The 26,835-nt window shown below is 43.8% G+C and carries 21 protein-coding genes and 10 pseudogenes; 15 read left to right on the plus strand and 16 right to left on the minus strand.

Annotated features, from left to right (window positions below):
* Nucleotides 1-4: 4 nt before the first annotated feature.
* The 11 genes and pseudogenes from AACS05_RS00080 to AACS05_RS00130 form a co-directional block, all read right to left on the minus strand.
* A complete protein-coding gene (locus AACS05_RS00080) occupies nucleotides 5-2,626 on the minus strand; it encodes a TcfC E-set like domain-containing protein (RefSeq protein ID WP_045449951.1) in 2,622 nt (873 codons plus the stop codon).
* A gap of 89 nt (nucleotides 2,627-2,715) precedes the next feature.
* On the minus strand, nucleotides 2,716-3,225 hold the full coding sequence (locus AACS05_RS00085) for a CS1 type fimbrial major subunit (protein ID WP_045449952.1): 510 nt from the start codon (nucleotides 3,223-3,225) through the stop codon (nucleotides 2,716-2,718).
* A 55-nt stretch (nucleotides 3,226-3,280) separates the two neighbouring features.
* Nucleotides 3,281-4,003, minus strand: a complete 723-nt coding sequence (locus tag AACS05_RS00090) for a fimbrial protein (protein ID WP_045449953.1) — start codon at nucleotides 4,001-4,003, stop codon at nucleotides 3,281-3,283.
* Nucleotides 4,004-4,235: 232 nt separating this feature from the next.
* On the minus strand, nucleotides 4,236-4,535 hold the full coding sequence (locus tag AACS05_RS00095; RefSeq protein ID WP_307138112.1) for a PapB/FocB family fimbrial expression transcriptional regulator: 300 nt from the start codon (nucleotides 4,533-4,535) through the stop codon (nucleotides 4,236-4,238).
* Between the two features lie 185 nt (nucleotides 4,536-4,720).
* A complete protein-coding gene (locus AACS05_RS00100; protein WP_223307036.1) occupies nucleotides 4,721-4,882 on the minus strand; it encodes an adhesin biosynthesis transcription regulatory family protein in 162 nt (53 codons plus the stop codon).
* Nucleotides 4,883-6,330: 1,448 nt separating this feature from the next.
* Nucleotides 6,331-6,638, minus strand: a pseudogene (locus AACS05_RS00105) (integrase core domain-containing protein); the annotation flags it as partial.
* A 16-nt stretch (nucleotides 6,639-6,654) separates the two neighbouring features.
* Nucleotides 6,655-7,731 carry an IS110 family transposase gene (locus AACS05_RS00110; protein ID WP_045449956.1) on the minus strand — a complete coding sequence of 359 codons (1,077 nt, stop codon included), beginning with the start codon at nucleotides 7,729-7,731 and terminating at the stop codon, nucleotides 6,655-6,657.
* A 277-nt stretch (nucleotides 7,732-8,008) separates the two neighbouring features.
* A pseudogene (locus AACS05_RS00115) lies at nucleotides 8,009-8,192 on the minus strand (DDE-type integrase/transposase/recombinase); the annotation flags it as partial.
* An 80-nt stretch (nucleotides 8,193-8,272) separates the two neighbouring features.
* A pseudogene (locus tag AACS05_RS00120) lies at nucleotides 8,273-9,701 on the minus strand (reverse transcriptase domain-containing protein).
* A 679-nt stretch (nucleotides 9,702-10,380) separates the two neighbouring features.
* Nucleotides 10,381-11,099 (minus strand): annotated as a pseudogene (locus AACS05_RS00125) (transposase); the annotation flags it as partial.
* A 53-nt stretch (nucleotides 11,100-11,152) separates the two neighbouring features.
* Nucleotides 11,153-11,406: pseudogene (locus tag AACS05_RS00130) on the minus strand (helix-turn-helix domain-containing protein); the annotation flags it as partial.
* A 438-nt stretch (nucleotides 11,407-11,844) separates the two neighbouring features.
* Between AACS05_RS00130 and AACS05_RS00135 the strand changes: the two are divergent.
* The 4 genes from AACS05_RS00135 to AACS05_RS00150 are packed head-to-tail and all read left to right on the plus strand — an operon-like array spanning nucleotide 11,845 to nucleotide 15,060.
* A complete protein-coding gene (locus AACS05_RS00135) occupies nucleotides 11,845-12,513 on the plus strand; it encodes a PIG-L deacetylase family protein (protein WP_045450040.1) in 669 nt (222 codons plus the stop codon).
* Nucleotides 12,514-12,529: 16 nt separating this feature from the next.
* A complete protein-coding gene (locus tag AACS05_RS00140; RefSeq protein WP_045449957.1) occupies nucleotides 12,530-13,732 on the plus strand; it encodes a glycosyltransferase in 1,203 nt (400 codons plus the stop codon).
* Nucleotides 13,704-14,285 (plus strand): acetyltransferase, encoded by a 582-nt coding sequence (locus AACS05_RS00145; protein ID WP_045449958.1) that lies wholly within the window; start codon nucleotides 13,704-13,706, stop codon nucleotides 14,283-14,285. The genes AACS05_RS00140 and AACS05_RS00145 overlap by 29 nt, the downstream gene beginning before the upstream one ends.
* Before the next feature lies 1 nt (nucleotide 14,286).
* The gene (locus tag AACS05_RS00150; protein WP_045449959.1) at nucleotides 14,287-15,060 is read left to right on the plus strand and encodes a YaiO family outer membrane beta-barrel protein; all 774 of its coding nucleotides are present in this window, start codon (nucleotides 14,287-14,289) and stop codon (nucleotides 15,058-15,060) included.
* A 197-nt stretch (nucleotides 15,061-15,257) separates the two neighbouring features.
* Here the strand turns inward: AACS05_RS00150 and AACS05_RS00155 are convergent, their stop codons facing one another.
* The gene (locus tag AACS05_RS00155; protein ID WP_071829091.1) at nucleotides 15,258-15,530 is read right to left on the minus strand and encodes a PapB/FocB family fimbrial expression transcriptional regulator; all 273 of its coding nucleotides are present in this window, start codon (nucleotides 15,528-15,530) and stop codon (nucleotides 15,258-15,260) included.
* A gap of 255 nt (nucleotides 15,531-15,785) precedes the next feature.
* On the opposite strand from AACS05_RS00155, the gene AACS05_RS00160 reads away from it, so the two are divergent.
* The 5 genes and pseudogenes from AACS05_RS00160 to AACS05_RS00180 all read left to right on the plus strand — a co-directional run bounded on the left by AACS05_RS00160 (nucleotide 15,786) and on the right by AACS05_RS00180 (nucleotide 19,422).
* A complete protein-coding gene (locus AACS05_RS00160; protein WP_071829092.1) occupies nucleotides 15,786-16,652 on the plus strand; it encodes a helix-turn-helix domain-containing protein in 867 nt (288 codons plus the stop codon).
* A 79-nt stretch (nucleotides 16,653-16,731) separates the two neighbouring features.
* Complete coding sequence (locus AACS05_RS00165; RefSeq protein ID WP_045449960.1) at nucleotides 16,732-16,986, plus strand: type II toxin-antitoxin system RelE/ParE family toxin; 255 nt, start codon at nucleotides 16,732-16,734, stop codon at nucleotides 16,984-16,986.
* 105 nt (nucleotides 16,987-17,091) lie between these two features.
* Nucleotides 17,092-17,859: pseudogene (locus AACS05_RS00170) on the plus strand (IS630 family transposase); the annotation flags it as partial.
* 1,013 nt (nucleotides 17,860-18,872) lie between these two features.
* Nucleotides 18,873-19,139, plus strand: coding sequence for a type II toxin-antitoxin system ParD family antitoxin (locus AACS05_RS00175; protein WP_045449962.1), 267 nt, complete (start codon nucleotides 18,873-18,875; stop codon nucleotides 19,137-19,139).
* The gene (locus AACS05_RS00180; protein ID WP_045449963.1) at nucleotides 19,126-19,422 is read left to right on the plus strand and encodes a type II toxin-antitoxin system RelE/ParE family toxin; all 297 of its coding nucleotides are present in this window, start codon (nucleotides 19,126-19,128) and stop codon (nucleotides 19,420-19,422) included. The genes AACS05_RS00175 and AACS05_RS00180 overlap by 14 nt, the downstream gene beginning before the upstream one ends.
* 279 nt (nucleotides 19,423-19,701) lie before the next feature.
* Here the strand turns inward: AACS05_RS00180 and AACS05_RS24895 are convergent, their stop codons facing one another.
* Nucleotides 19,702-19,878 (minus strand): hypothetical protein, encoded by a 177-nt coding sequence (locus AACS05_RS24895; protein ID WP_404842386.1) that lies wholly within the window; start codon nucleotides 19,876-19,878, stop codon nucleotides 19,702-19,704.
* Between AACS05_RS24895 and AACS05_RS00185 the strand changes: the two are divergent.
* Nucleotides 19,826-20,517 (plus strand): annotated as a pseudogene (locus AACS05_RS00185) (tyrosine-type recombinase/integrase). The gene AACS05_RS24895 and the pseudogene AACS05_RS00185 overlap by 53 nt on opposite strands.
* 329 nt (nucleotides 20,518-20,846) lie before the next feature.
* On the opposite strand, the gene AACS05_RS00190 reads toward AACS05_RS00185, so the two are convergent.
* A complete protein-coding gene (locus tag AACS05_RS00190) occupies nucleotides 20,847-21,836 on the minus strand; it encodes a RepB family plasmid replication initiator protein (RefSeq protein WP_144243112.1) in 990 nt (329 codons plus the stop codon).
* A gap of 877 nt (nucleotides 21,837-22,713) precedes the next feature.
* Between AACS05_RS00190 and AACS05_RS00195 the strand changes: the two genes are divergently transcribed.
* Nucleotides 22,714-22,974 (plus strand): type II toxin-antitoxin system TacA family antitoxin, encoded by a 261-nt coding sequence (locus tag AACS05_RS00195; RefSeq protein WP_045449964.1) that lies wholly within the window; start codon nucleotides 22,714-22,716, stop codon nucleotides 22,972-22,974.
* Between the two features lie 3 nt (nucleotides 22,975-22,977).
* A pseudogene (locus tag AACS05_RS00200) lies at nucleotides 22,978-23,382 on the plus strand (N-acetyltransferase); the annotation flags it as partial.
* On the opposite strand, the pseudogene AACS05_RS00205 reads toward AACS05_RS00200, so the two are convergent.
* A pseudogene (locus tag AACS05_RS00205) lies at nucleotides 23,379-23,576 on the minus strand (type II toxin-antitoxin system VapC family toxin); the annotation flags it as partial. The pseudogenes AACS05_RS00200 and AACS05_RS00205 sit on opposite strands and share 4 nt — an antisense overlap.
* Nucleotides 23,573-23,747, minus strand: a pseudogene (locus AACS05_RS00210) (type II toxin-antitoxin system VapB family antitoxin). The pseudogenes AACS05_RS00210 and AACS05_RS00205, both read right to left, overlap by 4 nt.
* Nucleotides 23,748-24,157: 410 nt before the next feature.
* Here AACS05_RS00210 and AACS05_RS00215 point away from each other — a divergent pair.
* From AACS05_RS00215 to AACS05_RS00225, 3 genes are all read left to right on the plus strand, one after another.
* Complete coding sequence (locus AACS05_RS00215) at nucleotides 24,158-24,874, plus strand: IclR family transcriptional regulator (protein ID WP_255351286.1); 717 nt, start codon at nucleotides 24,158-24,160, stop codon at nucleotides 24,872-24,874.
* Nucleotides 24,875-24,955: 81 nt separating this feature from the next.
* On the plus strand, nucleotides 24,956-25,366 hold the full coding sequence (locus tag AACS05_RS00220) for a GlcG/HbpS family heme-binding protein (RefSeq protein WP_045449966.1): 411 nt from the start codon (nucleotides 24,956-24,958) through the stop codon (nucleotides 25,364-25,366).
* A gap of 4 nt (nucleotides 25,367-25,370) precedes the next feature.
* Nucleotides 25,371-26,276, plus strand: a complete 906-nt coding sequence (locus AACS05_RS00225) for an MFS transporter (RefSeq protein WP_223307037.1) — start codon at nucleotides 25,371-25,373, stop codon at nucleotides 26,274-26,276.
* The last annotated feature ends 559 nt before the right edge of the window (nucleotides 26,277-26,835 follow it).

Here is a 26,835-nt window from a genome sequence, read left to right on the forward strand (position 1 = left end):
CGGATTATCTGTTTGCCAGTATTTTTTGAACACGGGAATTCTTAACCAGTTCTCCCGGAAGATACTCCCTGCTGATTGACTCACACACAATCTCACCCACAAAAATAATTCCTCTCCGAACTTCACTCTTGTTCAGAGGACAAGAATATATTGTTTTGTCTTTTAACATAAACAATTTATTGTCGTTGTCAGCCATTGTATTTTCAAAAGAAAAACCACCATCATTATCAAGAATGATACCTTGGGAGTTCAGGATATGGGCGCCTGACAACGGATTCCCGTTACGGTCAATTCCACGACCTATCCAAGTTATGCTAACACTTGCCTCAACATCAACAGGGTAAATATTTCCTGGTAATATAAACAACCTGCTTTCTGATGGAGCTTGAATATTAATATTCTTGTTCCCGGTGGTTTTCTCTTCAATGGTCAGACGGGCTGGTTCCAGAGACGGTACCGGGATAAATGCATTGTCATTACTACCAAGTGTGTAACCGCCATACAGCGAACCACCGACATTTAAGAGATTCCTTTCATTTTGATTTGATTTAACCCTTACAACCCCTCCTGAGAGACTTTTCAGGCCTGAAGCATTTCCTCCCCAGTATAAACCATCAGTAGTGAGAGCAAATGAAGAACTGTAACCAGCGGTCAGGGAATGACTGGAATCATGTATATCTCGGTTTTTATTAATACTCAATGTGCCGTTCAAATCGCCAAACCTGTTGTTGATTCTTCCAGTAACTCCCCCTTCTGTACGATATTTATTACCACTTATACGCGCACTAAGTTCTCGATAATCGCCATGAGCATTTGATGTCAAACGCCCTTCAACAAATGCTTCGTTAGAAGCATTGTTAGTTTTGGAATAATTGTAGGTATAACCCGCTGTTAGAGATTTGTAGCCGCTCACCCGGGTAAGAGTCAGGGATGCATATCCCCCCTTGTCCGTCCAGTTACTTTGTTCGCTGTTATACACACCTATCGAGGGAATAATGTTATAGTCCATCCACCTCAAAGTCGTGGATGCCGTAAACTGCCACCTTTTCGTTCTTCCTTTATATTTATAATTATTGTAGTAATCATATTCAGAAACAGCATCGTATCTGTAGACTGACTCATTGTACGAGTCACTATATGCCAGAGTACTAGTCCAACCATATACAGGCACACTCAGGGATGCAGAATATGATTTATAACATCCACTCCAACCAGCGTTATAACTTTTTCCACAGTTATCGACGCGTTTGTCATTGTGATAGAATGACAAACTGAATCCATCAGTATAGGTAATATTTTGATAATTCCCTCGTGCACCATCACCAACAAGAAAACTAACATTACCGTTAAGAGAACCATCTAGGAGTCCGGAATTCCAGCGAAAACCGCTTTCATAGTAGTCTTTGTTATCAATAACAGACACCCCCTGTTGGACCGAGAGATTTCTTGTCACCGGTAAGCGCATTCCGGCATTAACGGCAGATTTATGATTATCCTGCTCTTCAATATATCTGTTACTATCATTGATTATATCTCCTCCTTGGATGAACACATCCCACTGCATATCACCCACCGAAGTTCTTCCTTTATTAAATGAGATTATTTCTTCACGAGCTAATTGATCTTGTTCAAAAATTTTTAGTTTCAGATCATAGTTCCCGTCTGGCAAACGGTCTGCGTCTAATTCATTTATACCCGAGTCTAAATACCAGATCCCTAATAATTGCTCATTGCGATACGCCTCTACTCGAGAAAAACGCGTTAACATCACTTTTACTGGTGATGAAACAGATTTTCCAATACTCTTCATGTATGACTGAGTAGTCCCGATACGACCACCGTCAATATCAGGCACAGGTAGCAGATTAAAGTTAAAACTCCCCCCAGCTCTACTTGATAAATCAGAGCGATTCATACGGCCTATCTGATAGTAATACCGACTATCTATATCATGCCTGAAATACAGGCTATTAACAGATTTATCATTATAGCTGTCATATTTTGAATGACTGTAGCTTGCCCCCCAGTCCAGTACAGCATAACTATTTTTTGTTACGCCAAGAGAACCCGCTCCCGAAATATAAAAATTCTTATAGTATCCAGAATCTGAAAAGTTAATTACCTGACTATGTATGAGTGCTTTTTCCGTATTCCTGGATACCTTATGATATCCACTAGTCGAGTTATCGGGTATAAGGAACTGTTCTCCAATGAAGAGATTAAGGATATTTTCAGCATCATCAACAACAACAGCTACTGCGTTTGTTTTAACATAATTGCAACTAGGCTCCTGATCCCTCAACTCCCCCTGACAACTCAGGTTGCCATTGCGCGGAAACGAATCCTGCATTAATTTTTTTAATTTATCTTTATTCTTGCTAACATCTATCTTACTTAATACATTGTCAGGTGATTCGAATCGGATGGTTGTTGGGGTTGTCTTGATACGGTGTATCCCAAGAGATTGTCCATACAAACGTACTTCAAGTAATTCATCCTGCTCGCCCCATAAATCACGGAATTCTTTTGGGATACTCTCTGTATCGGGATAGTCAGCATATACGGAAGAACTCCCGAGCGCAAAGGATAATGCAAAAGCAATCCGGCTTAACTTGTTATACACCATAATAACAACCTTTGCGGATAATAAACAGGGTAGCATTAAACAACACACTGCTACCCTAAAAAATAGTTTTCAGAAATAGATATCTATAATTACGTTGACTGAGTCAGAACAATCGTAACCACACCCTGATAATTACCTGCATTTGGCAATTTGTTGGAATCTACCTTCGCATGAATTACCAGCTCCTGAGATGCAGACACGCCACTAACACCAGTCGCACCGAAATCCAGGTCATCTGCAGCCACAGTTGTATCACTGGTGCTTAAGGTCTGCCCAGCCCAACTCACATCTATTGGGATGTTGTCCGATGAGTCCATGACATTAGTCAGCTTCGCTTCTCCAGCAAGCCTAACTACAACACCTTTATCAGCGGCATTAGTGTGAACAGCAGTATTAAGCGTGTAACGCTTGAACTTTTTCTCTGCTGGAGAATACTCTAATGCTACAGAAGTGGGTAATGCATCACCATTGGACTGCAAAAGATCAAGAGTCGGGTCAACACTGGCAGTCACAGTAATAGTTTTCTCAACTGCTGACGCCCCCATAGAAGCAAACAATGCAGTAAGAACAAAAGCTCCAACCGTTTTCTTCAAGTTCATTTATACTCCTTCAGCTTCATACTATTGAACAGATTTTTTCTGTCCAATTTAACATTCAGGGAATAGTGAGATGAATCACTTCCCCTTCCTTTTCCGCGCTCTCATTATTGTTTGTTTCAATAAATATGTGCGCGAATCCTTCTTTATTGACTATTGTGTCAAACATGTTACCTGGGTATATATTCTTGTTATAACTTTTTTTGACACAATCATTACCCATCTTAGCAATCCTGCAGAAGTAAATATCCTTTACACCAACCCTGATATTGCCTGCATTATTAATCACTATACTTTTTTCTGGTGACACCGAAGCATTAACATGCACTTTCGTGGTCTCTGGCAATGCCCGAACGAGAGCGGCATAAATTATATTAACCGATAGGTCTGTTTTTATTGATTTGTTTTCGGTAATATCTTCCTTTTTATCTGGTTTTACCGATTCAAAATACACACGATAAACTTCCTCGACTGCAGGGTTTTTTACCTGCGTTAAACGTACAGATTTACTTGAGCCTGCTGGTAAAATTATCAGCCTAGGGGTGACAACCATTCCATCCTTCCAGTTGGCTACATCAACCTCGCTCTCCTCGCGCGTTCCTGGATTAATAATCCTTTTTGCATATATCTTTATATATTGCGTATCAGTTGACTTGGAGTAGATACGAATAAGTTCGCTACCGCCACCATGAATATCCTTTGATATTGGATATATTATGAAGTTTGCACATGTACCAAAAGAAATCACCAATAAACTTAAGAACAAAAATAATCTTCGCACATCCCACCTTCTGAACACATTAAACGTCTCCCATGAAAATTATAAAAAACAATTTCCATTTATTTCTCATGGTCTATCATTTCTAATTTCCAAGTGTTTTCGTAGGTCTGTACTAACCGTTCTAAGCTAAAGACCATCGAGGTAATAATAATTTACTATGCCAGATTACCACCCGATCTGATATTAAAATCAGTGCCTAGCTAATCTAAAAATCGGAGCAGTATAGTTTTCCTTATACTTTATAGTATGGCATCATACAGTATACACAGAGACTAACTTTCTGCATTCTCCGTAGAACTGTACTGAAATAAGAAGACGTTACCCCGTAATCTGCACAGACATCTTTTACACTTCTTCCGTTTACAAGATAGTCTTCAAGCGCAAAAATAACTTTTATGCTGCGTATATTAGATACTTCAATGAGTAATCTAAAATGTTTCTCATGTACTACTCCTTTCATAAGATGACCTGGCTTTTCTCTAAATAAATATTCACTTCTGCCCAAAGAGTCATTCCCCTCTGTCAAACACAAGGTAATAATAACTTACTATGCCAGATCACCACCCGACCTGATATTAAAATCAGTGTCTAGCTAATCTAAAAATCGGAGCAGTATAATTTTCCTTATACTTTATAGTATGGCATCATACAGTATATACAGAGACTAACTTCCTGCATTCTCCGTAGAACTGTACTGAAATAAGAAGACGTTACTCATTAATCTGCACAGACATCTTTTACACTTCTTCCTTTTATAAGATAGCTTTCAAGCGCATAAATAACTTTTATGCTGCGTATATTAGACACTTCAATGAGCAATCTATAATGTTTTTCATGTACTACTCCTTTGATAAGATGACCTGGTTTTTCGCTAAACAAATATTAAATTTTTCCCAAGGAGTCATACTCCTCTACCAAATACAAATCTCAATCTTGTCTATACCCTTAATGTTAAAAAATCTCTCAAATAAAAACAACACCAAAACACATAAACAACAAAAAAGAGAAACAATATAATTGTGAGAAGATAAAAAATCAACAATAAAATATTATAAAACCAATAACAACTAATTAATAACCCCAAAAAAAACAACAATAACAATATTTTACATCAAATTCATCACACAACGCACCAAATAACATTTGGTTTTATTTTTTGATAGAATGTTTAAGTGGCGTTATTTTTTTGTTAGGGTTAAATGATTATAATAAATCATATTTAGATAATAATATGATAAATCCATGTTTTTATTTGTCAACATGACAGTAAGCAGATTAACTGAACCGTATTGATATTTATTTTTCGTGAATATCGACATTTCATGGTAGCATGATGGAAAACTGGGTTTGCCGCCCCAGCCAGTCCTGAATATGCTCAATGACGTAACGCAACCACAGCCAGAAGTCGCGAAGAGTCAGTTTAACACCTGTTGAAGCACATCACTGTAACTAGCCGGATAGTTCTGTGGATGAACTCCTTTCCAAACTGGATTGGAAGTGAATAGGTAGCCTGGCGACTATGGCTTAGCTTGTGATTACCGTTATAAAACAGCAATATCATTGTCTGTTATTTAGTTGAACGCCCCGTTCAGTAAAACCCCATTCTGCTATTTCTGTCTGCACTGCAATAGAGATAAAAGGGAAATACTTCGATATTATAGACGGTTACGACCATCGATTCAGATCCAGATGAAAGATTAGCGAGCGGTTATTGTTCGTTAAGTGGATATGCATATTCGCCTGTATAATAATCAGATATCCCCCCCTGTGTCTAAGCTTTTACCATCTGTAGGTCTGGTAGTTATTTTGTTTGATGTAGAAAAAACGTGAAGCGGGGCCCGTGATCCACTCGTTAAAAACCAGCTATTATTACGGGTAAAATGCAGTTCCCAAAATGTATCTGGCAATGTTCGGGAGAAGAAAACATCGAATATAAAAAGATTCAGAGGAATTATTCACTGCTGTGAGTAATGCTTGGCGGAAATGGAACGTACGGGGGAGAGAAGATGCGCTACGTGAACTCTGACCTAGTACTTACCCTCCTGTATCCCTGACATTTTCACGTAGCGCAATAGGCGTTTCTGATAAGTGCTATCTGATATGGCGTCCGGCATCCTAATGCTGACTTAATTCTCGGATAATAATTTTAGTCCCGGTCTTACGCAAATAAATCATATAGTTCAAATGGCGAGGTGTTATGTATATGAACCATTCACATAGGTAGCACTTTAAACTGGCCGTTATAACAGTACTGTAAGCAGCTGACGGAGATTTACCGTGCTCTGGACTGAGACTGTTGCCATGCAATGTTTGCAGTTTTGTAGTGCTCAAGAAATACTGGCCACGGTGTTACAGTAAGAACGGTATCTGTTCTCTGATTCTTCCGGCGTTAGTCCCCGTTGTTATGATGAGGTCTGATGCTATTGTAGTAATTCAAGATATAACCGCCGATTTGTCGTTGGGCCTCATCCTTACCTGCGTAACCATTTATCGGCACCCATTCTATTTTCAGACTACGGAAGAAGCGTTCCATGGGCCTGTTATCCCAGCAGTTCCCCCGCCGACTGTCGCTTTGCTTCATTCTGTAATGCCAGAGAGCTTGTTGATATTTAAGGCCGGTATACTGGCTTCCTTGGACGCCCTTCTAAGAGTCAAGCCGTTATCGGGATGCTGTTGACCTGCCTGTTTTGATTTCGCAGTAATGTATAAACTTCGCGTGAGATATAGCGCTTCAGACAGCGTATCGCTTCCATTTTTGTATGCCCTTCGGCTACTCGCCTGGCGACATATTCCTTCGTTTTATCGTCAGTTCGTAAACGTCCGATGGCGATGATGTGAAGTGCACTATTTGCAGCACGATCTCCACCCCGGTTAAGTCGGTAACTATTCGTTTTTCCAGAAGATACGGGAACAGGGCTGACACCACACAGTGCAGCAAAACCTGATTCTGATCTTAATCGTTGGGGATTGTCTCCGGCAGTGATCAGCAACTGCGAAGCGCTTTCGTATCCAATAGCATTACGTTTAATCAGTTCAGGCGCCAGCTCATCGACAATTGCCGCAATCATGACATCCAGATCAGCGATTTCGTCATGTAACTCGAGATAGCGTCGGGCAAGGGACTTTAATGAAATACGATAAACGTTGGTAACATTGCGGTATTCACTTGCATCAGGCCGCCAGGATCCCAGAGTCCTGATGAGCTGCATACGCGTCATATTTCTTAGCTGTTCACGTAATTCATCCGGGGCAGAGATAATATTGGAATGGATAATCTGGAGAGCAACTCTTCGGGCCGATATCGCTGTTTTGCGGCAAGTTTTTAACACCCGAAGAGACTCAATCATGCAATTGCGCGTTTTGGGTGTGACGGTTCTTATTCCGGAGAATGCGGCATGAGCAGCACACTCAGCATCAATCGTGTCACTTTTACCCCGTTTGCGTCGTTCCATCCGGTCTGGTGCGGTCACTTCAAGAACTTCTAACCCGGCATTCTGCAAATAACGAAGCAGACCTGATCCATAGGTGCCTGTACATTCAACACCAATTCGCTTTAATGCCCCAAATGAGGTCATCCAGGCCAGCATCTGCCGGTAACCTTGTCGTGTTGTGGCAAAATACTGGGTCCCCAGGACTTTATTGTTCTGATCAACGACAGCGGCAACGTGCAGATCTTTATGTGTATCCACTCCACCCACAACGGCGGCTTCGGTAACTTTATCAGCCATGACAGAGCTCCTGTGAGGAAACGGAGTTGAATCTCCAGACAGATAACCCGGACAGGACAGTAACGAGACAAGCCGTCAGGCCCTTCTTGAGTCACGCGCATCGGTGAGGAGATGCCTCGCATGAAGACGCTTCCGGCAACCGACGGGTCCAGGGCAGGACACAAAAGGTCGATCGCTGTGTGAGTCAGGATGCGGGAAGGTCTTCACTGCATCAGTAATCACACCAATCTGGTTAAACGGCAAACTGAGTGATGATAAAAACTGACACCGGCATTATTACTATCACTATGGAACATGACCTCCTGAGGTTGGCCACGCATCTCATAGGCCATCCGCAGGGCACTGCTTACCAACGCTGTATCTGCATTAGCTGACAGACTCCAGCCGATAATCCTCCGGGTAAAAAGATCCATAACAACCGCCAGATAGAACCAGCGATGTCCTGCCAAGAGTAGAGTAAGAGGCAGGGCGTAGTCGGACGATTTCCCTGCCTCTCCTCCCCGAACCGGACGTGCACCTTTCAGCGCGTCCGGCTCCCCGTTTAAACGCTGGCGAACGCCATTGCCACTTCAGTGTAGCTCAATGTGTATGTGTTTCTGGTTTCCTGCCTCAGACAGGGATAACTTTCGGGCAGAAGCCAGCGGAACCGCTTCTTGCCTTGCCCCACCAACCGGTACAGGATTTCACCGCTGAACTTGCCGTGATTGGTTTTACCAAATATAATCAAAGCTTTACTCTGACCCGGTTATCGGTGATTTACACCACCACCTCATCAGGGAAGCTATACCTGTTCGATATTTACGGGCCAGCCAGTGAGTCAGCTTCCAGAACACCACACGATCGATATAACTGAAGACTTTGGCCTTAAAATCAACGAACTGGTAGAACGCCGCCCAGCCTTTCAGTTTCCGATTGAGTATCTCAACCATATCGACTTTGCTTTCACTGTAATTGCCTTATAGCAGTACCGTCAGCGATGCCGCAAAGTTTCTGGCTTTCTCCTTTGGGATCGTCGAGACCACCCGCATTTCGCCGTAACGACTGCGTTTGTGGATGATCCTGTGACCCAGAAAGATAAAGCCGTCATTAACATGGGTGATTCTGGTCTTGTCCATGTTCAGCCAGAGTTTCAGACTGTCTTCGAGCACGCCCCGATACTCCTCCCTGATGGCTTCCGCCTGTGCTTTGGTACCTTTGACGATAAGCACGAAATCATCGGCATACCGACAATATGCAACCGCAGGTTTCCATTGCCAGTTTTCTCTACTTAGGCCTCGCTGGATACTGTTATTCCAGTACCAGCGATCCTTTCTGGCTTTTCCGCTCAGGTAGCGTTTATGCAGATACTGATCGAACTCATTGAGCATGATATTTGACAGCAGCGGCGATATTACCCGCCCCTTGCGGCACGCCTTCACTGGCCGCCCGAAAGAGACCGACATCGATATGTCTCGCTTTGATGGTTTTCCACAGCAGAGTCATGAAACGTGCGTCGCTGATCCTGCGGTGGACAGCCTTCATCAGCAGTCGGTGAGCTGTAATTTCACCGTGCGGATCGCGTGGTGGACACTGCGTTCAGGCCGGAAGCCATATGACAGCGTATGAAAATCACTCTCCCATATCGGCTCCATCGCCATCAGCATTGCCCGCTGAACAATACGCTCCTGCAATGCAGGGATCCTCAGTGGTCGCAGTTTGCCGTTGCTTTTGGGGATATAAACCCGTCTGGCTGGTAGAGGCTGATAGTGACCAGAGAGAAGTTCATCTCTGAGTATTTGTAGTTCAGCAGCCAGTCTGGGCTGTAGCGTTGCTTTGTTCACACCATCAACGCCGGGGGTATGCGCCCCTTTTGATGAGAGCGTGATCCACGCCGCTTCAGCCAGCCATTCTGATTGTGTTATCAGACGCCGCAGCCGTTCAATCCGTCGGGGCGAATCGGCTGTTGCCCATGTGGCAAGCTTGCGTTGTATTCCGCTGATTATAAAGGGTCTTCACCCCGTTAGGTCAGTTAATTCACGTCGCAAACACATGTAAACTGCTTCCCTTCGCCATGTAATGGGCTTTCCCCATCGCGGACTACTACGGAAGCTCCGCCAGCCATCGCGTCATCGGAACCATGCCTCCTTGACATCCGTCGCTGACCTTCCCCGGTTTACCTGTCTGGACTCAGACATACTGAGGAGGCTGCCCGTCGCACTCTTTATCCTTGCTTGCCGCAATTTGGCAGAAATCAGCAACGCGAGTGTGATAGACGCTGCTGTCCCGGAGTTTCGCATACATATCAAAACACCTTCGATCTTCGATGGGCTGTGCTTACATATCACTGCTCGTTACTTCTGCACGGCCTGTCAGATCACGTAGGCCGTGGTGACGTTTTCAACCCACAGAGGCGGATTAACAGGTTCATGTTTTTCAGCCTTTCAGTACTCAACCTTGAGGATCGTCTCGGCTTAGTGATCTCGCCTCAATCCCCGCTGTCAGCGGGTTACATCACCCTGCGGGCATGCCACAGGTCACTGCAGCTCAGGTTCTCCACCGTCACACCCGGTGGGATTGTTGGGTTTCTCATCGTGAGTTCCCCGTTCAATATTCCAGACAGACTCGTGGTTCATTTGAGCATCCATGCTCGCCCTGAACTCCGGGCACACTATAAGTCACTTCGGCACACCATACCCGATCTGGCTCCAGTACAGCGAACTGACGCTCAAGCAGATTCGGCAGGCAGGTACGCTCCTGACGGGCATTTTGGAACTGATGTTTCCGAGCTGGCAACTACTCAGGTTCAGATATTTCATCAGATGCCCGGCAAGGTAACGGGTCATCGGAACGTCATTTTGGGCCAGCATTTCAGCAAGAGTGCATGCGCCTGCTGAGCCCGGCTTTGGTTCCACGCCCGGAGTATTTCGCTGTACAGCCTGATTGACAGTATCTCGTCGTTTTCGCCAGTACCTATAACTGCTACGGTGTATTTCTAGCGCGGAGCAAAGTTTTACAACCGTATGGCTGTCATTCTGTCTGGTGGCTATCGTGAACCGTTCAGTGAATCGGATATAAAGAGTGCGGTAGCCTTTTAATATCGTATTCTGTTCCTCCAGACGGCGAACCTGATTTTCCAGATCGCGAATACGTTGCTGCTCTGCAGTAATGGGAGTTGCAGAGAGCGTAATCCCCTGACGCTCTCGCCTGAGTTGGCGCACCCAGCTCTCAAACGTGGTAGAACCAACATTCATCGCTTCACTGGCTTGTCGATATGAGTAGACCTTATCAACAATCAGCTATGCACATTCCGGCCTGAACTCAAGGGTGAAAGTGCGCTTAGTTTTCTTGTTCATTAAGTCACCTGTTTTATGTTGCGGTGAGAATATCACCTTTAATCAGGTGGCCAAATTTACTGTACCACTACAGCAGCATCCAATAGAGCAAAAGGCCAACATCGGGAGTGTCCTGCGGTTAAAGATTTCAGGCCTTCAGCACCTGACAACGTGAACCAGATAATCCAGCGCCCGACGGATGAACGGGCACAGCAGAGCCTTCTGGCGACGTCACTGATACCGTCTCCGCGATGCAACATCAGCATGGCAGTGAGCCTGCGGGCATGATTTTTATCACGTGTTTTATGGATAGCTTCTGCGTCAGGCGTCGTTCGTCACGGGGTATTGGTGCTATGATCGGCATCGCTCAGTCCGGTTAGTGATTTGTTTTGATTTGGCGATTGCTCAGATCGCATAATCCGGGATGAGTTGCATTTAAGTGGTCTACTATTCTGCGCAGCTATTTAAATGCTCTGATGTGTATATTAACTATTTGGGGATTCAATAAGAGCAATTAATTAGCATAAAACATATATAATTTATAAGTTGATATAAACATAAAAATAAAAAACAGAATAATTAAATTAAATTGAAAACTGCGGCGTTATTAATTACATATAAATCAGATAGTTAATCATCTTTTATCGTTATGAGGATCGACATTATATAAAAAAGCAAATTATTTTAAATTAATTCTACTTGCAATGGTCATCTGTCAACTGATATTTTAATTCTACAATAATATTGACAACTATATTGAATTTATGTCATGTTCCTACTATAAATAAGATAGGTGTATAATTTGAGATACTTACAAAAGTTTTCCCTTTCTTCTTATATAAGAAAAGTTGGCGTGCTTGCTATCGGCGCGCATCCTGACGATATTGAGTTAGGTTGTGGAGCTTCCCTTGCCCGCCTCGCAAAGCAAGGCGTTTATATAACAGCAGTTGTCATGACATCTGGTAAATATGGTACCAATGAGCTTATAGATCGCCGTCAAGAATCATACAATGCCTTAACAATATTAGGATGTAAAAAAATAATTCATTTTGATTTTACTGATACACAGACTTATCTACAGCTAAACGATATGATATCCACCTTGGAAAATGTCATTAAACATGAAATTCCACATGATGTTGAAATTATCCGTGTATATACAATGCATGATGCTGATCGACATCAAGATCATATTGCAGTCTATCAGGCCTCAATGGTTGCCTGCCGCTCTATCCCACAAATTCTTGGCTATGAAACACCAAGTACTTGGCTTTCGTTTATGCCTCAGGTTTTTGAATCTGTAGAAGAAGATAATTTCAACTTAAAGCTTAGTGCTTTAAGCAAACATAAAAGTCAATCCATGCGTGATTATATGCGTCCAGAACGCTTACGGGCTGTCGCACAATTTCGAGGACAACAGGTCAATAGTGACCTTGGTGAAGGTTTTGTTATTCACAAAATGATTCTTTAAGTGTTGAGTAGAGCAGATGAAAACATGGATTTTTATATTTATGGCGTTATCCATATCCCTATGGTTTTTGTGTAAGTTAAGAACAAAACCGAGCCAAAATAAAAACAGTGTTGATGCTATCATTCCTGCATATAATGAGGGGGCTTGTCTGGCATTATCATTAGAAAATTTACTACGTAATCCTTATTTTCATCGAGTGATTTGCGTTAATGATGGCTCCACAGATAATACCGAAGAAATTATGGCAGAAATTAAACGGAAATGGGGAGATCGCTTTATAGCTGTTACACAAGAAAATACAGGCAAAGGCGGTGCTTTGATGAATGGTCTTAATTACGCAACTTGCAATCAAGTTTTTTTAAGTGACGCCGATACTTTTGTACCACCGAATAGTGACGGGATAGGCTATATGTTAGCAGAAATAGAACGTGGTGCAGATGCAGTGGGAGGTATTCCTTCTACTGCATTGAAAGGTGCCGGTTTATTGCCACACATTCGAGCTACAGTAAAGTTGCCAATGATCATTATGAAACGGACATTGCAGCAATTTCTGGGTGGTGCCCCATTCATTATCAGTGGTTCCTGTGGGATGTTTCGTACGGATGTTTTACGAAAATTCGGTTTTTCTGATCGAACTAAAGTTGAAGATCTCGATCTATCTTGGACACTCGTTGAAAATGGTTATCGTATTCGTCAAGCTAATCGTTGTGTTGTTTACCCACAGGAATGCAACCTTTTGAGTGATGAATGGAGACGCTGGAGACGCTGGATCATTGGTTACGCAGTCTGTATGCGGCTACATAAATCACTCTTATTTAGTCGATTTGGGATATTCAGTATTTTCCCCATGGTTCTTGTTGTGATTTATGGTGTTGTGATTTATTTGATTACTTGGAGTAATGAGTTACTTACTGTTGGTCCGCATGGAGCCATCTTAGCAATTTTTCCTTTGTTTTGGGTTGGAGTGGTATGTCTGATCGGTGCTTTTAACGCTTGGTTTCATCGTTGCTGGTTATTAGTTCCGTTAGCGCCACTTTCCGTTTTGTATGTATTATTAGCTTATACTATCTGGATTATTTATGGATTTGTTGCCTTTTTTACTGGACGTGAACCCCTGCGAGACAAACCAACACGTTACACCATTCTGGTGGAATCGTCGGGAACTAATTCCCAGCACACTGCCTCAGGAAATGAAAAAATATCTGAATCTAGATGCTAGAGATAAAAATATACAACTTGCAAAACAAGTAATTATTGATGAAAGCGTAGGTGATGTTGTCATTGGTGTAAATACGCGTATTTGCCAAGGTGTTGTAATACAAGGACCTGCAGTAATTGGTTCTGATTGTTTAATCGGGAATTATTCATTTATACGTTCAGGAACAGTAATAAGTAATGGTGTGAAAATTGGTTTTGCCTCAGAAGTGAAAAATTCAGTTATTGAATCGGGCGTAATTATTGGACCTCAATGCTTTATTGCTGACTCTGTTGTTGAACATAAAGTATATTTAGGGGCACAGGTGAGGACAAGCAATCATCGTCTAGATGCAAAACCTGTCTCCGTTCGTATATACGATAAATATATTGATAGCGGACGTGATAAATTAGGTTGTTATATAGGTCGTCGTTCAAAACTCGGTGTCCAGGTTATTATTTTACCCGGAAGAATTATTGCTCCAGATACACAACTAGGTCCTCGGATTATTGTTGAACGTAACTTACCTTCTGGTGTTTATTCTCTGCGACAAGAACTTATCAGAGTAGGACATTAAAATGAAGATAAAGGCCTTGTTAATATCTATAATATTTATAAATTTACCTGCCTATGCTAATTTGACATCACTTACAGCAGGATATAATTTTACGAATTATTCAAAAGAACATGGCAAACTCAATTTAACATATACTGAAATTATAGCAAAAGATGAGGGAACGACGTTTCTTTTGAATCTTTCACAAGGACACCGTGATTATAAGGATAAGAATTTTGATGCTACACGAGGGCAAGGGGCTTTTTGGTATAAATGGAATAACTGGTTGACAACTCGAACCGGCCTTGCCTTTGCTGATAATACTCCCGTCTTTGCTCGGCAGGATTTTCGGCAGGATTTTAATCTGAACTTACTATCAAAAACTTTATTCACTACCGGTTATCGTTATTCTAAATATTATGACGATGTGGAGCTTAATGCCTTGCAAGGTGGCGTATCACTCTATGTAGGATCGATAATTGCAAGCTACCGCTATACTTACTATGATTCAAGTGATGTGGGAGGTAGTTACAGTAATACGTTATCTCTGCGCCTGAACTCCTCTCACAGTGGCAGTTATACTCAGTTGTGGCTGAGTCGAGGGACAGGTGCTTATATGTATGACTGGTCGTCTGAAACTCTTTATGGCAGTGTTAAGAGTATCAGTGTACAACGTATTCAGCCAATAACCGAAAAAATACACCTCGGATTGACTGTAGGTAAATCTTGGTATCACACACCGACATTTAATTATAATAGACTACTACTTGCCAGTCATTTTACTTGGAAGTTTTAATAACTTCCTGCCATATTGACCAGATATGAAAAATTGATCGCTTAAAGTGACAGATCCCCGCCGTAAAGGCGGGGGATAACATTTTTATTGAACTATATATTAAAACAAAGAGATCAATAATTTGGCAATACCTTTTCGAAACTACGCCAATCTGATTGTTATATTTATCCATAAGAATATTATTTAATCAGTTATAATTAAATATAATAGGGGAATAATTTATAGACTTGACCGCTTAGCTCCTGCATCTCTCTTATTTTTAGTGATAAGTAACCTTGGTTGACATTATATTTGTGACATATATCTGTTCTGGGTGAACCCAGAACAAAATAGTCATGCAGTGCATTAATAACTTTGCCACTACGCGTTTTCGAAATATCAATTAATAACTTTAAATGCTCTTGCTCTGTGTTTCCAGGGATTAACCGATGTGCACTGCTAAAATTTTCATAAAATGATTTCATAGTCATCTATTAGCCTCAATACATTTAATGGTCAAAAAATAAATAGATAACGATAAATAAAGATTTTATAATTACCATCTCTATAAATATGCATCAGAAAGTAATCAAACAATTACTAATATTTAGTGTTTTTATTATATTTATGTTTTTATTTTTTGTATTAGCTAATTATGCATTTTCGTGTATAATGTGCACAATTAGCTAATAATTATTTGTTGTTAATTATAGAGAACAATATTTTAATCTTTTATTGAGGCTATAATGATTAAAGAAATGACTATAAATTCGATAACAAAATATATTGAAGATAATATTGAAGCAAAAAATATTCATATTGATTCTTTAGTTTCTTACTCTGGATATAGCAGACGCTATCTACAAAAGATTTTTAAAGATAAACTAGGTTTTTCAATAGGTAAATATATCCAGTTACGCAGGATATCCAGAGCTGCAATTCTCCTCAGGTTATCCAACTTATCTATATCAAGTATATCAACGAGGTTGTGCTATGATTCACAGCAAACATTTACAAGAGAGTTTAAAAAAAATACCGGCCACACACCTCTTCAATATAGAAAAAATAAGATATGGACATTCCGCAATATGACTGGATATAGAGACACTAATAATTTATTCCCTCTTCCTGAAATTTATCATATAGATAATAAATTCATTAATGGATTTTTATTTAGACATAAAGAACAAATTCCTTTCACAGGAAAACCATCAGAAGAAAGACTTAGGAGAATAAATGAAAAATTAGAAAAAAGAAACACAATTTATATTTCAAATAGAATATGTTTAGAAAAAACAACCAACAATGAAGTGTTAATAGATACTATTATCTGGACAGATCCCGAACATTCTAATACCCAAATAGAATTAAATTCAGGTAGTTATGCTTGTTTTTCCTTTACAGGTTCTCATGAGAGCTATTTACATTTTATTTATCATGTTTATATGAGTTTATTACCTTTTTTTAATCTTCCTAAAAGAGATGACTTTGATATAGAGATAATATCTAAAGATGATTCTTCTTGTTTTATCTTCAAATATTTCATACCTATTTTTGAGAATGAAGAAGTTGATTCATCATATAATACTTATCCCCTAACTGTGTTTCCTTAGTTCTTGAGCAGTGAGGACTCCGTGAAGTTGGAAAAGGATGTATTAATGATAAAGCTCAAAGCAAGTAAAAGGGCATGCAATGAAAACCGTTAAACTCACGCCGAAAGCTAGCATGGATCTGAAAGATATCTGGTTCTACGGTTATCACCATTTTGGTAAGGTTCAGGCTGATAAATATATCAATCTCATATCTGATATTTTCTATATGTTGGGCGAAAACAGTATAGGCACTCCAAGGCCTGAACAAGGGGAATATATCAATGACTTACCTTTCGAACGGAAGATCATTTATTTTCTGCAAAGTGATGCCGATATTATTTTATCCGTACATTAAGCTAAATAGCTGCGCAGAATAGTAGAGCACTTAAATGCAACTCATCCTGGATTGTGCGTTCTGAGCAATCGCCAAATCAAAACAAATCACCAACCGGACTGAGCGATGCCGATCATAGCACCAATACCCCGTGACGAACGATGCCTGACGCAGAAGCTATCCATAAAACACGTGTAAAAATCATGCCCGCAGGCTCACTGCCATGCTGATGTTGTATCGCGGAGACTGTATCAGTGACATCGCCTGAAGGCTCTGCTGTGCCCGTTCATCCGTCGGTCGCTGGATTATCTGGTTCACGTTATCAGGTGCTGAAGGCCTGAAATCTTTAACCGCAGGACACTCCCGATGTTGGCCTTTTGAGCATATCTGCACCCTGTTACGTGAACTGACAAAACATTTCCCCGGCGATTTTGGTTATCAACGTCCGCGCTGAAGTACCGAATTACTGGCAATAAAAGTCAATGATATAACCGGATGCCAGTTACATGCCGGGACTGTGCGTCGCTGATTGCCATCTGCGGGACTGGTATGGCGTAGGACCGCATCAACGTTGCGTATCCGCGATCCCCATAAGGACGAAAAAATGGCTGCAATCCATAAAGCACTGGACGAATGCAACACAGAACTCCGGTCTTTTATGAGTATGAAGTGGATATCCATCTCAATCCAAAAATCGGTGCAGACTGGCAGTTTCGCGGACAGCAAAAACGAGTGGTCATGTCGGGCCAGAATGAAAAATACTATCTTGCCGGAGCGCTACATAGTGGCACGGGAAAAGTCAGTTACGTTGGTGGCAACAACAAAAGCTCGGCGCTGTTCATCAGCCTGCAGAAACACCTTAAAGCCACATATCGGCGGGCAAAAACCATCAGCCCATTCCCGGGAGGGAAACATGGGCAGGCAAAAGTGTAGCGGTATTAGGCGCAGCTATTTAGAGGATTCCGGTCGTCATCTCAACGGGCAGTAACCGATAATTCACATTGAGTTCGCGAAAATATAACAGGGTTACAGGAGGTGTAGCCAAGGTCAGATCACGTAGCACAACTTCCCTCTTCCAGTCTCCTTACTCACATAATAGCCAAATTCCTCTGAATTTCTTAGTATGGATGTACTCTTCTCCAGATCCATCAGGAGTAATTAACAATCTAACTTTAATAAAGTTATTAATTATTTATGTCATTCCACCGGGCCAGATTTGTGCAAACTACCCTCTTCAACTTACAACTTATCACCATCTGCATGGTTGTAGTTGTCAACTTGCTTTCAGACAAGCGGACAAGTAATATTACATATCAAATTAAGGAGTTTTTTATGAAATCTTTTTTCTTACATGCTGAAGTTGAAGATGACAGAGAAATGCTTGCCTCAGTTCTGTCCAGACACTTCGAAATGATTTATTCAAACATTTTGCTATGACTTATATTGCAGAGAAAGATTTTACCAGAATTGATATATCCGACAATGTTACTTTCGAAATGATGAAGAGTTTTATTTCAGAAGTCCCTGATGGTCATCGAATGATACAAACTCTCGCGACCGATATAGACGAGGTCGACTATGAATGGCGAGAAATTTATTTTTCATCCAGTTAATTTAAAACCTATTCACGTTAAGTGGGGAATACAGTTATCTTACGCTAAGGTATTTAGATAATACCTCATCAGTCTTCAGTCTGGAGCCTCTATTCAGGTTATTGACTCAAAGTATAATTCACGTAGCGCCCCCTTCTTCTGTCTTTTTCTTCCTTCTGTCTTCTTCTTCCTTTTGTCCTGATCCGGGTTACCCTGGCATTACCCCATTTCACCCAAATGTTCAGCACTGGACGCGCCTTTGAGTATCTAATAAAATGATTGTAAGATTTAAACTTACAATCATGGGGCTTGAATATGGCCAGAACAATGACAGTGGATCTCGGAGATGAACTCCGTGACTTCATAGAATCACTCATAGAATCAGGTGATTATCGTACCCAGAGTGAAGTAATCCGCGAGTCACTTCGTCTCTTGCGCGAGAAACAGGCAGAGTCACGTCTCCAGGCTCTGCGGGATTTACTGGCAGAAGGCCTGAGCAGCGGTGAACCCGTGGCGTGGGAAAAGGACGCGTTCCTGAAAAAAGTTAAAGCTGGCACGAGGGCCGCCGGTGAAAACCGTTAAACTCACACCTAAAGCCAGTCAGGATCTGGAGGATATCTGGTATTATGGTTACCACCATTTCGGTGAAGAGCAGGCCGACAGATATATTAATCAGATATCCGGTATTTTTCAGTTTATGATAGATAATAATATCGGTACTCCCCGTCCTGAACTGGGGGAATATATCTGCGCACTGCCCGTTGAACGGCATATGCTTTATTTTCTGCAGACTGATACTGAAATTATTATTATCCGTATATTAATCCAGCATCAGGATGCCGGCCGTCATCTCAACTGGCAGTAGTCAGCAACCACATTGCGCTGCGTGAAAACTGACAAGGTTACTGTGGGGTACCTGGTCAGAATTCACGTAGCGCATCTCCCGTTCTTCTGCTTTTTACCCGTTACCTTCCAATCCTAGATTGCCCTGGCATTACCCCAAAAACCGTAAAACAGCCCTCAGGCCGCGTCATGACTGGCTTTAACGCGGATCTATGTTGAAAAAGGATCCTTTACGCATTTGGTTTTACCCGCAATAATGCGGGATAAGACAATAAAAGGATCCGCGCGCTGCGATTTATTGTCATGGCAGGATCGGCCGGTCAGGTGCAAAATACCTGTATCCATAAACAGTGCGTGCGCTACGTGAAAAATAACTGATGAACAACGTCATTCCCCTGCAGAATTCACCAGAACGCGTTTCGTTGTTGCCGATCGCCCCGGGCGTTGATTTTGCGACCGCCGTGGCATTACGACGCATGGCCACCTCCACCGGGGCCACCCCGGCCTATCTTCTGGCCCCGGAAGTGAGCGCCCTCCTCTGGTATATGCCTGACCAGCGGCATCACATGCTGTTCGCCACGATGTGGAACACCGGCATCCGTATCGGAGAAGCCAGAACGCTGACGCCGGAGTCGTTTGATCTCGACGGTCTGCGACCGTTTGTGCGGGTGCTGTCTGAAAAAGTCCGCGCGCGACGCGGTCGCCCGCCAAAGGATGAGGTCCGTCTGGTCCCGCTGACAGATATAAGCTATGTCAGGCAGATGGAGAGCTGGATGGTCACCACCCGTCCCCGCCGGCGTGAACCACTGTGGCCGTCACCGACGAAACCATGCGGAACTGGCTGAAGCAGGCCGTGAAGCGGGCCGAAGCTGATGGAGTGCATTTCTCAATTCCGGTGACACCGCATACATTCCGGCACAGCTATATCATGCACATGCTTTATCACCGCCAGCCCAGGAAGGTTATTCAGGCGCTGGCCGGTCACAAGGATCCGCGCTCGATGGAGGTGTATACGCGGGTGTTTGCGCTGGACATGGCGGCCACGCTGGCCGTGCCGTTCACCGGTGACGGGCATGATGCCGCACAGATCCTCCGAACACTCCCTCCCCTGAAGTGACACTGTCGCTTACCACAGCTTATATAAGCTGTGGTGAGTAAAGCATTCCAGAAATACACTGTAGTGAGTAAAATAAACTGTAGTTAGTAACATAAACTGTAGTGAGCAGATAGAGATTTGTGGTGGCCAGGTATTGCTGATGCATAGAGCTCTGGCTACAGGAGGAACGATATTCAGGGTGGTTTGCGACCCAGCCACAAGACTGAAGTGCCGGTATGTGCAGCTCTCATTAGTGCATATATAAACTGTAGTGAGCAGAACACTCACCAGAGGCAGTAATATAAGCTGTAGCGAGTATTACATCGCGGTTTACTCACTACAGCTTATGGTCAGCGGGATTTGAAAAGTTTTTCCAGGTCATCAAGGGTGATGCCCAGCTTCTCGAGAAGTTTCAGTTTTTCGGCCATCTCCGGACTGACATCTCCTTGTGCAGCAGGCAACTGCGGGTTCTCCGCACTCTCATCATGCGGTGGCTTTAACTTGGGCCGGCGGTAGTGAATGCAGAAGAGTTTGGTGCGTCCCCGCTGGATCTCAGTGTAATCCAGATAGCCAATCTCCCGGAGCTGCTCCATAGCTCGCCTCACCGTCTGGTTCTGCGAAAATACCGGGGATTTCAGGTTCAGACGGGCCCGCAGACGTGCCAGTGATATCGGCGCCGGATCCCGCGGCAGACTCTCTATAAAAGTATACAGGGCCTGAGCGGATTCCCGGCGCTTCAGGGCATTGATGGCCTTGAGCTGCAGCAGCACTTTCCGGTCAAACTGGTAGAGTTCAAACAGGCGCGGATCGGCCTGCAACTGGACGATATCTTTCTCCGTATCATAGTAAGCCGACTGCACCAGATGCGTGATGTACTCTTTGGTGTGCTTCTCGGTTGTGCGGGAAAACGAGATCACGGTACCCGCGATACGTTTGAGCGAGGGGCTGATACGCTCCCGGAGCTTGCGTGATGACTGACTGGAGGGGATCCCGCAGAGTTTTGCGAACTCAACAAACGGCAGCTCAACTTTATCGCCGATAACTTTATGCCGGGCAAAGGAATGGATCACTCCTACCCAGGTCTTGAAGTCATTATCCATATCCAGCCGTGGGCCGGTGATCTCCACCTTATCAAAACCTTCGGCTCTGGCGAGAGACAGGCGCGTCAGTTCTTCCGTCGCATCAGTACGGGAAAGCGTGTTTTTTTTGCTGTTCTTCAGTGATTTGAGCGTGGGAACAAACACCCCAAGCCGCATCAGGGCCACAGGCTGCACTGTATTACTGGCATTAGGTGTAAGATTTACGACTTCACCGGAGGATTTATCCACCTCTTCAAACAGCTTTTTTATGTCCAGATTGTCCTTGTCCAGAGAGCCTCCGATCGGTGGATAGTTTAAGAATAAAAGCAGCCACTCTTTTCATGTGATGGTCTGTAAGACGCCAGACAACTGGCTTCAGTTTATGCACAACCCTGATGAACTTTCAGGGGACATACTCACTGTAGTTTATATTACTGGCTCATTACAGCATATCTTTTGCATAATACAGCTTATTCTGCACCAGTTACAGCTTATGATCAACCAGCTACAGCTTATGTGATCATGCTCCAGGCTCAGTACTGGCGCGGCCTTCAGAGGTGCCGGGATCTTCTTTGGATCTTGCAGGGATCACTTTAAGGATCTTATTACTGGATCGAATGACTGTATATGTGGATAACCTGCTGACCGACAAGGTAATTCATGCCCTGCTAAATGATCACTTGCCGTAGCTCCAGTGCGTACCTGCTCCCTTCAGCTTCTGTTTTATTGCGCTTCCTCGCCGGTTCGCGGGCTAAAGCCCGGTCACCGGACTGCGGCGAGCACTAATGTATTCAGCCCTCAATGTAGAGTATGCCGTACCTGAATTTCATGCAGAGAAATAATACAGTGGTTATGTAGTACATAATGGTTTCTTATGGGCAGACCCCACGACGTTAGTCTGATCCTACTCAGATTAACGTCGTGGGTCTTCTCACTATACATTTACGTGCTGTACCCAAGTTCAGTGACAACTGGTGGTTGAAACCTGCATACCATAATCCTGTTATTATTGTACGGCATACTTCCGTACATATTATCGAGATATCACTACAGGCCTGGATAAATGCTATTGCCTTAAGGCCCGGCCCAACAAAACTGTCCGCTCTTTCAGAAGTAAGAGTGGTCAGGGAGAAAAACCATGCCATCACTGAAGAAGCAGCGAATCGACCTGAGATTAAATGAAGACGACAAACACATGATCGAAGAAGCTGCAGCAATAACTAACCAGCCAATTTCACAGTTCATGGTCAGTACGGCTGCTGCAGAAGTTATTGACCAGCACCGTCGCTTGCTCCTCAATAAGGAGTCCTGGAACCTGGTTATGGATGCAATCACTAATCCGCCAGTACCGAATGACCGGCTGAAACGCGCTGCTAAACGTCTCCAGGAACTTGAGTAACAGATGGATGGTTTAAAGATTGAGATTTTTTCAGAGGAAATTGAATATGAATTAAGCAACTTCGATTGTGGAGAAGAGTATCTGAATACGTTTCTCACCGATCATCTGAAACGGCAGCACAACAGTTAGATTTTACAGGGTTATCTGCTCGTGACGAGAGAGGATAAACCACGTGTTAAGGGATACTACGCCCTGTCTGGCAGTTGCTTTGAAAAAACACTTCTACCCAGCAAAACACAACAAAAGCGTGTGCCCTATAAAAATGTTCCTAGTGTGACTTTGGGTCGTCTGCCAATTGATAAAAGCATTCATCACCAAGGATATGGTGAAACACTTGTTACCCATGCGATGAAAGTCGTGTATCAGACCTCGCAGGCAGTGTTTATACACGGAATGTTCGTGGAGGCATCAACCAGTTGGATGTGGCGCGGCGAGGCTTTCGGGCCGGTGGCGCCGAAGCTCATTTCAGAATAGGTAATGGCCGAAATAACGATGCGCTGGTTGCGCAGCACAGCCTGCTCCAGGCGCTTCAGTACGGCGTCTGGCTGCTCTCGCATAATGAACGAGCAGATGTCAGTGTCGAGCATCCTGGTCTTGTTCACAGGCTAAATCGTCCTTCATCAGTGACAACATCCTCACACTCCGCCATAAAGTCCGGATCGGCTTTTTCCAGGCTGGCGGACGGGGCGCAGGGTGATGCCGTCAAAATCCAGATCTCGGGGCAGACGGATGGCACGGTTGTTACCGTTTTTAAATATCGATACGGTTCTCATGGTCTTTCTCCTGGCCGACCAGCCTTTATATTTATACATATGCCAAGTATAGGCAGATGTTCTACATCTATATAGGTGAAGGATATGCAGATGATTAGCATATGCCTGCCATATGTACATGTGTGGCATATGGATATGTCATGTATAGGTTTCCTTCTCTCTTTTTCAGTTGGGATCCGAAAAAGATAACCGGAAGTTTTACGGGGTAAGGGTTTTAGGCTTTAATGGTGCGACTTTGGTTGCCTACACGGACAGAGACAAAAAAGACCAGGGGAATTACTCAAGCTGTCTGATATTAAGAGGAGCGTCCCCACCGGAGAAACTATTGCGGAACTGCCCCGTCAAGCCACTAGAAAGACTTCTGACCTGTTACTCTTTTTTCGTCATTATTCTGCTCAGGATATCTGGCCGTGAATCAGCGTAAATACATACAGTCCGTAGAGAGGGCCATGCTTCTTCTTGAAACACTGGTCACCCGAAACGAAGGCTTTCGTCTGGCTGAACTGTCAGAACAGTTTTCTCTCAATAAAACTACGTTACATGGGCTACTCGCCACGCTTTCGTCGCTAGGATATGTTTCTCGGCGGGGACAGTATTATATTGCAGGGCTGCGGTTACGGGATATTGCTCGTCCACTCACGGAGACGGACCAGCAACTTCGCGAACAATTTAATCCCGCTCTGCGCAGGCTGGCTGCGCTCAGCAGCGAAACCTGCTGGCTGGCTGTGCCCTGCGGTACACGTGAGTACCTCTATATTGATGCGATTGAGGGTGGCAGTTCACTTCGGGTAGCCAGTCCCAGGGGGAGACGGGAAGGACTAACCACTTCAGCAATTGGGCATGTCTTTCTGGCTTTTGATGATGAACTGACAAGAACCCTCAGAAAGGAGGGATTTATTACTGACAAACTTAATAATGAGCTGGCCTGTATCACTAAATGTGGATATGCGCTTGATTTAGAAGAGGCCGAAGAAGGACTCAATTGCCTGGCACTTCCTCTCCGTCAGCAGGGTTACGTTGTCGCCGCACTGGGAATGGCGGGTCCTTCTAATCGCCTGCATCCTGACTATCTCAGACGACTGGCTGTCAGAGTGATGCGGGAAATGTTCAATATTATCAAACTTTGATAGCTAATAACTGGCATTACTTGGGCAATAATACCCGGTCCGCTATAAAAAACACTCTTTCATCAACCGGAGTGTTTTTATATGTTCGAAAAAATTTCACGTGATGCCATTCGCACAATCACCTCACTGGCTCAGGAGGAACACCTGGCTGTGTGTATCAGTATTGTGGACAATGCCGGCCAGCTGAGAAGTTTCCTGCGAATGGACGGTGCTGTTGCCGGCGCGATTGATGTTTCGATTAAAAAAGCACGCACTGCAGCTTTGTTTGGTTCTGATTCAGCCACCCTGGGTCAGGAGGCCTGCCCGGGCGGGAAAATTTATTCACTGGAGTCGACTAACGGAGGCTTAATCAGTTTTGGAGGAGGTGTTGTTCTGCGGGATGAGGAGGGCACTATCCTTGGCGCTGTTGGCGTGGCCGGGGCTTCGGTTGATTCAGACCAGCAACTCGCTCTGTCGGGGGCCGCGGCAACGTCAACTACAGGCAGAGTATAAGGCTATGCTGCGTATTCATCCCGGTTTGCTCGCATTGTCTGTGACAGCATTTGCTATTGGTATGGCAGAATTTATTGTTGTAGGTATTCTGCCTGAAATCGCGACAGCTCTGACCATCGATCTACCCCGTGCCGGCAACCTGGTGGGTTTATATGCGCTGGCTCTGGCCATCGGTACACCGTTACTGGTGATGGCGATCTCTGGTTACCCCCCAAAACCGGTGCTGACAGCCCTGATCCTTATATTTTTGGGAGGAAGCCTGCTTTCGGCACTAGCGGGCAGTTACCCTCTTTTCCTTACCGGGCGATTGGTAACCGCCGTAGCGCATGGCAGTTTTTTCGCCATTGGTGCGACGGTAGCGGCCAGAATAGCCCCAATGGGGAAAGCAGGTAGGGCCATAGCCGTTATGTTTGCCGGACTGACCCTGGCCATGGTTATTGGGGTACCGCTTGGCAGCTTTATTGGTCAGATAATGGGCTGGCGGGTGCCATTGATCATGGTGAGTTTACTGGCTCTTCTTGCATTACTGTCAACAATGTTCTGGTTGCCCGGCATCAGAAAGAGCGAATCTGGTAATGTAAGAGAACAGTTGCAGGCTCTGTCACATCCGGCAATCCTGACCATGATGAGCATTACTGTATTGGGTTTTGGGGCCAGTTTTGCTGCCTTTACGTTTGTGATTCCCATCTTGACAACAATCAGCGGATTTTCTTCCGAAGCCGCCAGTTTTCTGTTGATGGTTTTCGGGGTGGCCACAATGACCGGTAACCTGGCTGGCGGCCATTTTTCATCAACCCGGGGCTGGTCTGAAACGCTGGGGGTGCAGATGGTGTTGCTGGCCGTGACATTAATAGCTCTGGCTGCTTTTCTTCATTTGAAAGCGGTTGTCATTGGGTTACTTTTCCTGTAGGGAGTTCTGGCATTTGGATTATCTCCTGCGGTACAGCAGGGCATGTTGTTAGTGGCAGAACGCTATACTCCGCGAGCTGTCGGATTTGCCTCTGCCCTGAATATATCTGCTTTTAATCTTGGTATTTTTTGTGGGGAAAATATTGGCAGTGTTTTCGTGCACCATAATAAGCTCGCATACACTCCCTTTGCCGGGGCGGGGATGTGCCTGCTTGCTCTTCTTCCACTATGGTTTCTGGTCAGATTTATTGTCTGTCAAACAACACGAGAATAATTATCGCTGATGAAACAACAATGATTGTGTCCTGTATTCGTATTTTTCAGGTTTTAAACTCAGGGAAAGAGAAACACCGGTAATTACCACAAGTAAAAACCTTCCGGTACGCAGTATCCCGCAGGGTTAACCGTCAGATACCGGTGTCATTATGAAAGCCGACCGCACAATCCCGGTATTCCGGGATTGTGCTCGTTAAAGGCATAAAAAATATTTTATCCAGTGCGCCGTAAAACCCCGCCCTGAAGGACGGGGATATAAGGCGTGGTTTTCCACCTACTAGAAG

It is taken from the genome of Citrobacter sp. S-77 (genome assembly GCF_963864895.1).
GTDB classification, from domain to species: domain Bacteria; phylum Pseudomonadota; class Gammaproteobacteria; order Enterobacterales; family Enterobacteriaceae; genus Citrobacter; species Citrobacter murliniae.